At 50.3% G+C, this 9,115-nt stretch carries 8 protein-coding genes; 2 read left to right on the top strand and 6 right to left on the bottom strand.

Annotated elements, in window-relative coordinates:
- A partial coding sequence (locus tag BO74_RS19910) for a transketolase family protein (protein WP_496444956.1) occupies positions 1-885 on the top strand: 885 nt, incomplete at its 5' end.
- A 641-nt stretch (positions 886-1,526) separates the two neighbouring features.
- A complete protein-coding gene (locus BO74_RS19905; protein WP_496444778.1) occupies positions 1,527-3,473 on the top strand; it encodes a sigma 54-interacting transcriptional regulator in 1,947 nt (648 codons plus the stop codon).
- Positions 3,474-3,544: 71 nt separating this feature from the next.
- On the opposite strand, the gene BO74_RS19900 is transcribed toward BO74_RS19905, so the two are convergent.
- From BO74_RS19900 to BO74_RS19875, 6 genes are all read right to left on the bottom strand, one after another.
- Positions 3,545-4,369 (bottom strand): TIM barrel protein, encoded by an 825-nt coding sequence (locus BO74_RS19900; RefSeq protein WP_496444777.1) that lies wholly within the window; start codon positions 4,367-4,369, stop codon positions 3,545-3,547.
- A 137-nt stretch (positions 4,370-4,506) separates the two neighbouring features.
- On the bottom strand, positions 4,507-5,172 hold the full coding sequence (locus BO74_RS19895; RefSeq protein WP_496444776.1) for an aspartate/glutamate racemase family protein: 666 nt from the start codon (positions 5,170-5,172) through the stop codon (positions 4,507-4,509).
- A 91-nt stretch (positions 5,173-5,263) separates the two neighbouring features.
- A complete protein-coding gene (locus tag BO74_RS19890; protein WP_496444954.1) occupies positions 5,264-6,193 on the bottom strand; it encodes a sugar phosphate isomerase/epimerase family protein in 930 nt (309 codons plus the stop codon).
- Between the two features lie 48 nt (positions 6,194-6,241).
- The gene (locus BO74_RS19885) at positions 6,242-7,303 is read right to left on the bottom strand and encodes a zinc-binding dehydrogenase (RefSeq protein WP_496444952.1); all 1,062 of its coding nucleotides are present in this window, start codon (positions 7,301-7,303) and stop codon (positions 6,242-6,244) included.
- A gap of 179 nt (positions 7,304-7,482) precedes the next feature.
- A complete protein-coding gene (locus tag BO74_RS19880; protein ID WP_496444950.1) occupies positions 7,483-8,760 on the bottom strand; it encodes a TRAP transporter large permease in 1,278 nt (425 codons plus the stop codon).
- A gap of 1 nt (position 8,761) precedes the next feature.
- The coding region (locus tag BO74_RS19875; protein ID WP_496444948.1) for a TRAP transporter small permease at positions 8,762-9,115 on the bottom strand (354 nt) is incomplete at its 5' end.

The following is a 9,115-nucleotide window of genomic DNA, read 5'->3' as shown; positions in this document are numbered from 1 at the left end:
GAGAATCCGGACATCGTCGCGCTGGACGCCGACGTCGGCAGTTCGAGCAAGAGCATCGTTTTCGGCAAGGAATTCCCCAAGCGCTACTTCAACGTCGGCGTCGCCGAGGCGAACATGGTGGCGATGGCTGCCGGCCTGGCCACGGCGGGGAAGATTCCTTTCGCCAACACATTCGCCGCGTTCATGGTATTGCGCGCCGCCGACCCGGTGCGCAGCCTGATCGCCTACACCGGCCTCAACGTCAAGCTGGCCGGCACCTACGCCGGACTGTCCGATTCCTATGATGGCGCCAGCCACCACGCGATCGCCGACATCGCCTTCATGCGCGCGCTGCCGAACATGACCGTCATTTCAGTCTCCGACCCGGTGGAAGCCGAACTGGCGACCCGCGCGGCGGCCGAATTCAAGGGCCCGGTCTACCTGCGCCTGAGCCGCGCCGAAGTGCCCGTAGTGCTCGACAAGGCCACCTACAAATTCGAGATCGGCAAGGGCGTGACGCTGCGCGAGGGCAACGACCTGACCCTCGTCGCCACTGGCTACATGCTGATCAAGGCCCTGGAAGCCGCCGAACTGCTGGCGGCGAAGGGGATCAAGGCGCGGGTGGTGAACATCCACACGATCAAGCCGATCGACCGCGATCTGCTGATCGCCTGCGCCAAGGAAACCGGCGCGATCGTCACCGCCGAGGAGCACAACGTCTACGGCGGTCTCGGCAGCGCCGTGGCCGAAGTCCTGAGCCAGGGCTGCCCGGTGCCGATGGAAGTCGTCGGCGTCAATGATACCTTCACCGAGTCTGGCGACTACGAGAAGCTGCTGGCCAAGTACGGCCTGTCGGCGGCGAACATCGCGGCCCACGCCGAGAAAGTGTTGAAGCGCAAAGGCTGAAAACAAGGAAATCGCCCGGCCTATCACCGGGCGATCAAGAAACTACAGTGTTTGCAGCAAACCAGATTCGCGTGATCTAGCGGGTGACTTTCATCGATCTTCGTTTTCCCTTCTTCACACAGCTACCATCTCTCGTAGCTATTACCTCTCGTCTTACCTGCACGATCATAAACTGACCAGAATTAACCACGATAGCGCTTGCCGCGAAAATCGTAGCTCAGGAAGAGATCCTCCCACAACCCCGACACTCACGGGAAACCATGAACACCGTGCGGTCAATTCACTATAGCCTCCCCGTTAGCCGAACTCTAGAACAGAAGAATGCTTAGTTCCGCTTGGATAACAAAGACTGTCAATACCATAACATCTTAGCCTAATGGTGCTGGAGCTTCGTAACATATAAAATTTTAGAGGCAGGTCTATAAGCACGGTCGCGACTCGGCAGGCCTCACCCCAATATTTCTAGTTTTGAAGCCATCGCCCTCCGTGTATTCCGCAAGACCGGCAGTTGCTCGATAGGCCCAACCTCAATTTTTCCGTACCACCGTTCGCCACGGCCGATAAAAAAAACAGCAGAAATAAAACTTGAGAAATTTAAACTCTCCCGAATAATTGAGAAAACTTATGGATCGGAGAAGTAAATGAAAGAAATCGTTGTTATTGCTCCATTCAATTCAATGGTTGAAATAACCAGAGAGCTAGTAGAAAACAAGAAATGGAAAAACATTGATGTAGTTGAGGGAGATCTAATAAATGTAGATAACCTGGCGCAAATGGCCATCGACGGTGGTGCGAAAATACTCATTTCCCGAGGGGGGATTTACGAACGTATTAAAGCAACCTTTGAGATTCCGGTGGTCGAAGTAAAAGTCACTGCATATGACCTTATTGAAAGTTTTTATGAAGTTAAGCACGCCGTCAGCGACAATAAGGTTGCCGTCATCGGATATGCAAATGTTATCGCCGGGGCGAGGATAATTGCAGGAATAATGGGGTTTAATGCAAGCTGTTTTGAGATTAAGAGTCGGAATGAAATCGTCCCTGAGGTTGATCATCAAATCGCAAAAGGTATCCGTGTATTCATCGGGGATGGTAATGTTGGGCGAGTTATAGAGACAAGAAATAATTGTCGGTTTGTATTTGTTAGATCTGGACAACAAGCAATGCAAAATGCGCTGCAACAGGCACAAGAAATTTTATGTGCATCAATGCACGAAAAAGAGATGGCGCAGCAGTTTTCCACTATTATTGATTCTGTGCACGATGGAATTGTTGCGGTCAACTCCAGTGGTGATATTACTGTTTTTAATAATGCCGCTGAAAAATTGACAGGCATAAATAAATTGGATGCTTTGGGGAGTTGTGTCTCCGATGTTATTCCGCAAACCAAGTTGCTAAGTATTCTAGACTCAGAGAGAGCGGAAATAGGGGACGTTCAAACCTTAGCAAATAAGGCAATTATTGCGACTAACCAAGTTCCAGTAATTGTCGATGGGGAAATAAAAGGAGCTGTAGCTACCTATCAAGATATTACTGAGGTTCAAAATATTGAACAAAAAATTAGAATTCGACTGGCCGAAAAAGGATTTATTGCACAATACACATTCTCTGATATCGTGCATAAAAGTAATGAGATTAGAGAATGTATAAGTAAAGCAAAAAAATTTTCTAATTACGATATATCCGTTCTTATATACGGCCCCTCAGGCGTTGGAAAAGAGCTTTTCGCTCAAGGAATTCACAACGATAGCGCACGAAAGAAGTCACCATTTGTCGCGATTAATTGCGCGGCACTACCTGAGGCATTAATTGAAAGTGAGTTATTTGGCTATGTAGAAGGGTCTTTTTCAGGTGCAAACAAAAAAGGGAAGCCTGGAGTGTTCGAAATGGCGCATCGCGGAACTATCTTCTTGGACGAGATTAGTGAGCTACCGCTTCTACTTCAGGGACGTTTGTTACGAGTACTGCAAGAAAAACAAGTAATGCGCTTAGGCGACAGCAAACTCATTCCGGTAGACGTTCGTATTATTTGCGCGTCTAACCGGGATTTGCTCAGCCTTGTAAGGAAAAAACAGTTCCGACGTGACCTCTACTATCGGATCGCAACACTTAACTTATTTATCCCGTCGCTGAACAACAGAAAAAACGACATTGAACTTCTGAGTAAATATTTCGTGAAACAATTCGGTAAGCGATACAGGAACACCGACATGTCGATCACGGATGATGCAATTAAATATTTAAAAAACTATACCTTTATGGGAAATGTTCGCGAATTACAAGGAATGATTGAACGAGCAGTAGTATTAAGCGAAGATAAATATATAAAGGTCAATGATTTCGTTGAAACACTTAACGAAGAGGCTTGGGAAGCTGACGGTGAAGCACAACCCGCTTTTTTTCGGGAGCAAACACTGGAGGATTTGGAAGAGACCTACATTGAATTTATTTACAAAAAAACAAACGGTTCTTTGAAGGAAGCCAGCGAAATATTAGGTATAGGCCGTAGTACGTTGTGGAGAAGAGTAAAGAAGAACAGGAACCCGACGTCGACAGTTAAGAAATCCGCCGCTCGCGCGGCGGATTAAATTCTTAGAATCAATACGACGTAAGAACCTCAAGCCGCCGTAAAGCTATAGACGACAGAATCATCTCCATCTCACCCGTTCAAATGTTTCTTGATGAGCGGCAGCAAATACAGCGCTGCTTGCCTAGCGGCAGCATCTGCATCTGGAACTGGAAATATCTCTACGGAGCACCAGCCTTGATAGGATGCTCTTTTTAAGCTTCGAAGAATGCTTTCAAAATCCGTATGTCCCCAACCTGGAGCATAGCGATTGGAGTCAGCGAAGTGAATATACGCGATGTCTTCTATATTTTTTTCAAGTTCTCCTCCAATCGTTACATCTTCAATATTCATATGGAAAACATCGGGCATGAGCTTTATGTTCGATAGTCCAATTTTCTTTATCAACAAAGCTCCTTGTTCTACGCTGTTAACAAAATTTAGCTCATACCTATTTACTGGCTCTACGACAAGAGTTACATCTCTTTTTCCTGCGTATTGACCTAATTCATATGCTAATTCGATGAAGTTCTTTTCTGAGTCACCGTTGTCATTCGCTACTAGATTCCCTCGAACTCTCCCGATATTTACCATTCGACCGTAATGCGAAGCCAAATCAATAAATTCTTCAAATGTTTTCTTTAAGACCTTCCTCCGACTTTGGTCCGAGTCCGTAAACATAAATCCCGTATCAGCATATACTTGGCCGGTAGAAATACACGAAATCTCTAGTCCGTTGCTACTAAGAAGCGCATCAATCTTGTCCGAGTTGATTTCGGAAACGCTTTTCAGCGCAAGTTCTACACCTTGATATCCAAGTTCAGCTGCGCGCGGAATGGATTTTTCAAATCCACGAAAAACAACGAACGCGGAAGGCAAAGCATTCTCGCCCGCGATTGCAATAGATAGTTTATTCATTCAATTTCTCCAGAATTCTGACAGTTATTACGATGAAAAAATAGTCAGTTATCGAATTTCTATTTTTTACTCTGGCCACCATCCAAGTAGCGTATTAGGTAACTGCCAAGTAAAATTTTAGCCATTAGCGATGGCACTCAAACAGTGTTTTCCAACGAATTCCGTAGTGAAAGCAATCCACTGAGGATGCTTGATAAGACTGGCTTTCCTGTAGCCAAGGCAATTTCATCTTGAACTCGTGCCATCGAGCCTTGTGCCAGCATAATTACATCTGCATCTTTGGCAACGCTTTTCGCAGTGGCTAATAATATTTTTTCGTATTCTTCGGTATTACCCTTCGATAGGGCGGCAAGAGCGCCTTTCGCCAAGCTTTCTATAATTACAATTGACTTATCTTTCTTCTTTGCTGCGGAGTGAAGAAGACGATTTGTTGGGGCGAGTGTCGTTTCTGCTGTTGCAAGCACCGCGATGTGCGTACCCAGCTCAACTGCTTGAAAAGCCATCGGCTCATCGATTCTGAGGATGGGGACATTTATGAACGGTTGTACTTGTTCAACAAGGTCGCCCATCGAGGAACATGTACTCAAAATTACTTGAGCGCCTAACTCTTCGCCTGTTCGACAGTAATCAAAAAAGCGCCGCCTGACATCTGATGTGGCGATATTTCCCGATTTAACAACATCGGGTATTATCCCGTCGTCAAGAACGTTGACTAGGCGATGACTTGGCATTAATTCTTGAAACAACGCTTTGATTGGCTCAATTATTGATTGAGTCGTATAGATGGCGGCAACAGTAGCCATTAGAAATTTTCCTAAAAAACGATTAGAACCGAATAAAGTATTCGTATTCGCAAGTTTGAATACTTTGGGTTTTCTCTCAGAGGCTCTTCCTCTACCGTGGCAGGATAGTGCGGAGATAGTCGCGGTTCATCGCACAGACGGTGAGGCTGTCGCCACCGTAGTGTTCGCACAGGAAGGCGCTCTTGTAGCCATGGGCGAGGGCCTTCTGGATCGCGACGCGATAGTTGATGATGCCCAGCGCGAGCGAGGTCGGATAGGAACAGATCAGGTTTTGCGCCGGATCCTCGATGCGCATGTAGTTCTTGACGTGCCAGTACTTGGCGTAGGGCACGAGCTTGTCGATCATCGACGCCCAGTGCTCGACCGGCCGGTGCAGGCGGACGAGGTTGCCGATGTCGGCGTTGATGCCGACCGCCGGCACGTCGACGTCGTTGACGAACTTCACGGCGCCGTCGGCGGTGCCGATGTAGGTATCTTCGTACATTTCCAGGGAGACTTCGATACCCAGTTCCTGAGCGTGCTTGCCGAGTTCGCGGATGCGGCTGACGGCCTTTTTATACGTTTCAGGATCATCCGGGTTCTTGACGCCGTCGGCAGTCCAGAACCAGAGGTGTTTCTTCTGCTCCTCGGTGAATTCGCCGAAGAGGCCGAAGGAGACGGCCTTGGCGCCGATCTCGGCGGCGGCGTCGATGACGCGGTGGTTGTAGGCGAGGTAGGCGTCGGCATTGACCGGATCAATGACGCTGGCCTTGCGCGTCGTCGAGATCGCCGGGATGGTCAGCCCGACCGTCTTGACGACATACATGAAGTCGCGCAGGCGGCTCGGGGAAAGATCGGCCACGCGCACCCAGCTGTCGCTCGGGTCGAATTCGGTGAAGCCGGCGTCGACCACCTGCTCCAGCGTCGCGGCCCAGTGATCGGCCGGCTGGTCCTGCACCAGGCTGCCGTCCGGCAACACGCCGGAGAAGCCGTTCATCGCTGCCGCGATCGGCCAGTTGTCTGCGGATAGTCTGTTAGTCATTTCTCGTTGAGTCATTTTAAGAATTTGAATTGTCGAAAAAGAAACGTTCTAACGGCTTAAACTTGAGACAGGCTCTAAGAGGATCTTTGTTCCTAATCCTTTTTCAAAGTTATTAAATCCTTCTTTCCAACGGTCAAGTGGAAGGACTTCAGAAACAAGAGGCAGGATCTGAATTCGTTTATTTTTAAGAAGCTTTATTGCCAAATTCCAGTTAAGCCAATTCTGACCCAGTGAGCCAGTTACCTTTGCCTCCTTATATGCTATTTGCTCGAAGTCAATGTCAATAGGTTTTCCGAAGAGACCGACCTGTGTGTATTGCCCCCCTCTGCGCAATAGTTGCAGCCCCTGTCTTGCGGCGGCGGGAGCCCCTGAGCATTCGAAAACGATATCTACTCCACTACCGTTGGTGAAATCGGAAATGTATCTATTGACATCTGCCGTCTCTAGGTTGAGCGTATGGTGTATCCCTAAGGACAAAGCTAGTTCTAACCTTTGTTGGTCTTTATTCGTTCCGATTAGAATTACCCTTCCTCCACAGAGTTGCGCTAATTGAGCCGTTAGTTGCCCAATTAGCCCAGGCCCCATTACAACGACAGTGTCCTCCGGCTTGACTCTGGTAAGCTCGATTGTTGCCTCAATTGCACAACACAAAGGTTCTAAAACAGCGCCTTCGTGAAAACTTACGTTATCTGGAAGTATTTGAACATTAGCCTCAGGAATTACGATGTAGTTTGCAAAAGCCCCGTCATACCAGTAGCCAATCAATTTTTTGTGCTGGCAAATATTGGTTTTCCCTGATTTACAATTGATGCAAATTCCACAGGTTTTAAAAGATGTGATTGCCGAAACACGATCCCCCACCTTAACGTTCTCAACCCCTTCTCCAATCTTTGAGACCACCCCCGAAAACTCATGTCCTGTTATTACTGGCGGTCTCATCGCAAGTGCGATATCTGAGTGAAAAATATGCAGGTCAGATCCACATATTCCTGTGGCTGCAATGGAAATTTGCACTTCTCCAGCTTTAGGCTCTGGAACAGGTAGCTCCTGAAGTTCCATATTTCCCTCGCCACTAGAGGTTTTCACTAGTCCAATCATTTTTTCGTTCATTTCGTGTCTTCCTATGGTAGAAACTGCACAAAGCATGTGGATGAAAGAGTTTGGTGTTAATCGTAGTAATTAATTTGCCTAGCCAGCTGTTGCGAGATGCCAGCTACGCCAATACAAATTTTTAAAAAGAGTCATAGAGATTCGGATCCGTTAATTGCAGATACCTTTGAGGGAAAAACTCAAAGATTTGGCAACCAGGTGGTGACGGCCGGCACGAAGGTCACCAGAAGGAGCGCGACAAGCAGGGCGGCATAAAGTGGCAGACTCTCGCGGACGAATTCACCGACCTTGGTCCCCGTGATCGCGTTGGCGATGAACATCACCGTGCCCATCGGCGGGGTCAGGCAGCCGATCGCCAGGTTCAGGATCATGATGATGCCGAACTGGATCGGGTCAATGCCCAGCAGCTTCACCGTCGGCATCAGCAGCGGAACGAGCACGATGATCGCCGCGTTGCCCTCGATGAACATGCCGAGGATCAGCAGCAGGACGTTCAGCGCGATCAGGAAGGTCACCGGGCTGGCCGAGAAGCTGGTGATGAAACGGGCCACGTCCTGCGCCACCTGTTCCCAGGTCAGGAGCCAGGCGAACGCCGAGCAGGCCATGATGATCAGCATCACGCCGGCGGTTGACCGCGCCGTCTCGAGCAGGGCGAGCTTGATGTGCTCGAACTTCATTTCCTTGTACACCAGCGAACCGATGATGATCACGTACAGCACGGCGACGGCGCCGGCCTCGGTCGGCGTGAAGATGCCGACGCGAATGCCGCCGACGATGACCAGGATCAGCACGAGCGCCCCGGAGGCTTCCTTGAGCGCATCCCAGAACTCACCCAGGCGCGGCCCGTGATCACGCACCGGCTTGTAGCCGCGCACGCCGGCGACGATGCGGATCGCCACCATCAACAGGAAGGCACAGAGCAACCCGGGAACGACCCCGGCCATGAACATCTTGCCGATCGACACGTCGGCAACGTAGCCGTAGATGATCAGCGCGATGCCCGGCGGGATGATCGGGGTGATCAGCGAACCGGCAGCGGTCACCGCCGAGGAAAACGCCTTGTTGTAGCCGAGCTTGGTCATTTCCGGCACCAGCATCTTGCACAGCATCGCGCAGTCGGCCAGGTTGGACGCCGACATGCCGCCCATCAGCGTGGACAGCAACACGTTGGCCTGCGCCAGGCCGCCCTTGAAGTGCCCGGTCAGCACTTCGGCGAGCTTGAGCATGCGCCGGGTGATGCCGGTGTAGTTGAGCAGGTTGCCGAGGAAGATGAAGAACGGAATCGCCAGCAGCGTCACGTTCTCGCCGGCGCCGATGATCCGCTGCGCGGCGATGATCGGCGACGCGTCGCCGGCAATGAAGAAGTAGGCCAGAACCGCCCCGATGACGGCGATGAACACCGGCAGGTTGATGGCGAACCCGACCAGCAGAAGCAAGCATGCAATACCCACGGCCATGTCAGTTGTCTCCCCGGGAAGATTTCTTGATGTCCCCGATCAGGTGCAGGAGCAGATAAAAGGCCATCCAGAAGGCACCGACCGGCACGGCCAGGTCGATGTAGGTGTATTTGAAGCCAAGAATCGGCGTGATCTTGTCGCCGGCGGCCATCGACAGCTCCAGGCCGAGCCAGCCGAAGGTGACGAGGACGACGATGCCGACGACATCGTTGAAATAGCCGATATAGCGTTGCAGCGATTTCGGCAGATTGACCACCAGGGCGTCGATGCTGACATGCCCGCGCCCCTTCATCGCCGACGCGGCGCCGAACATGATGGCCCAGAGATAGAGGGCGATGAGCACTTCCTCGATCCA

Source organism: Propionivibrio pelophilus DSM 12018 (genome assembly GCF_059569095.1).
The sequence above is the reverse complement of the archived record's forward strand: the minus strand, read 5'-3'. Positions and strand labels throughout refer to the sequence as shown.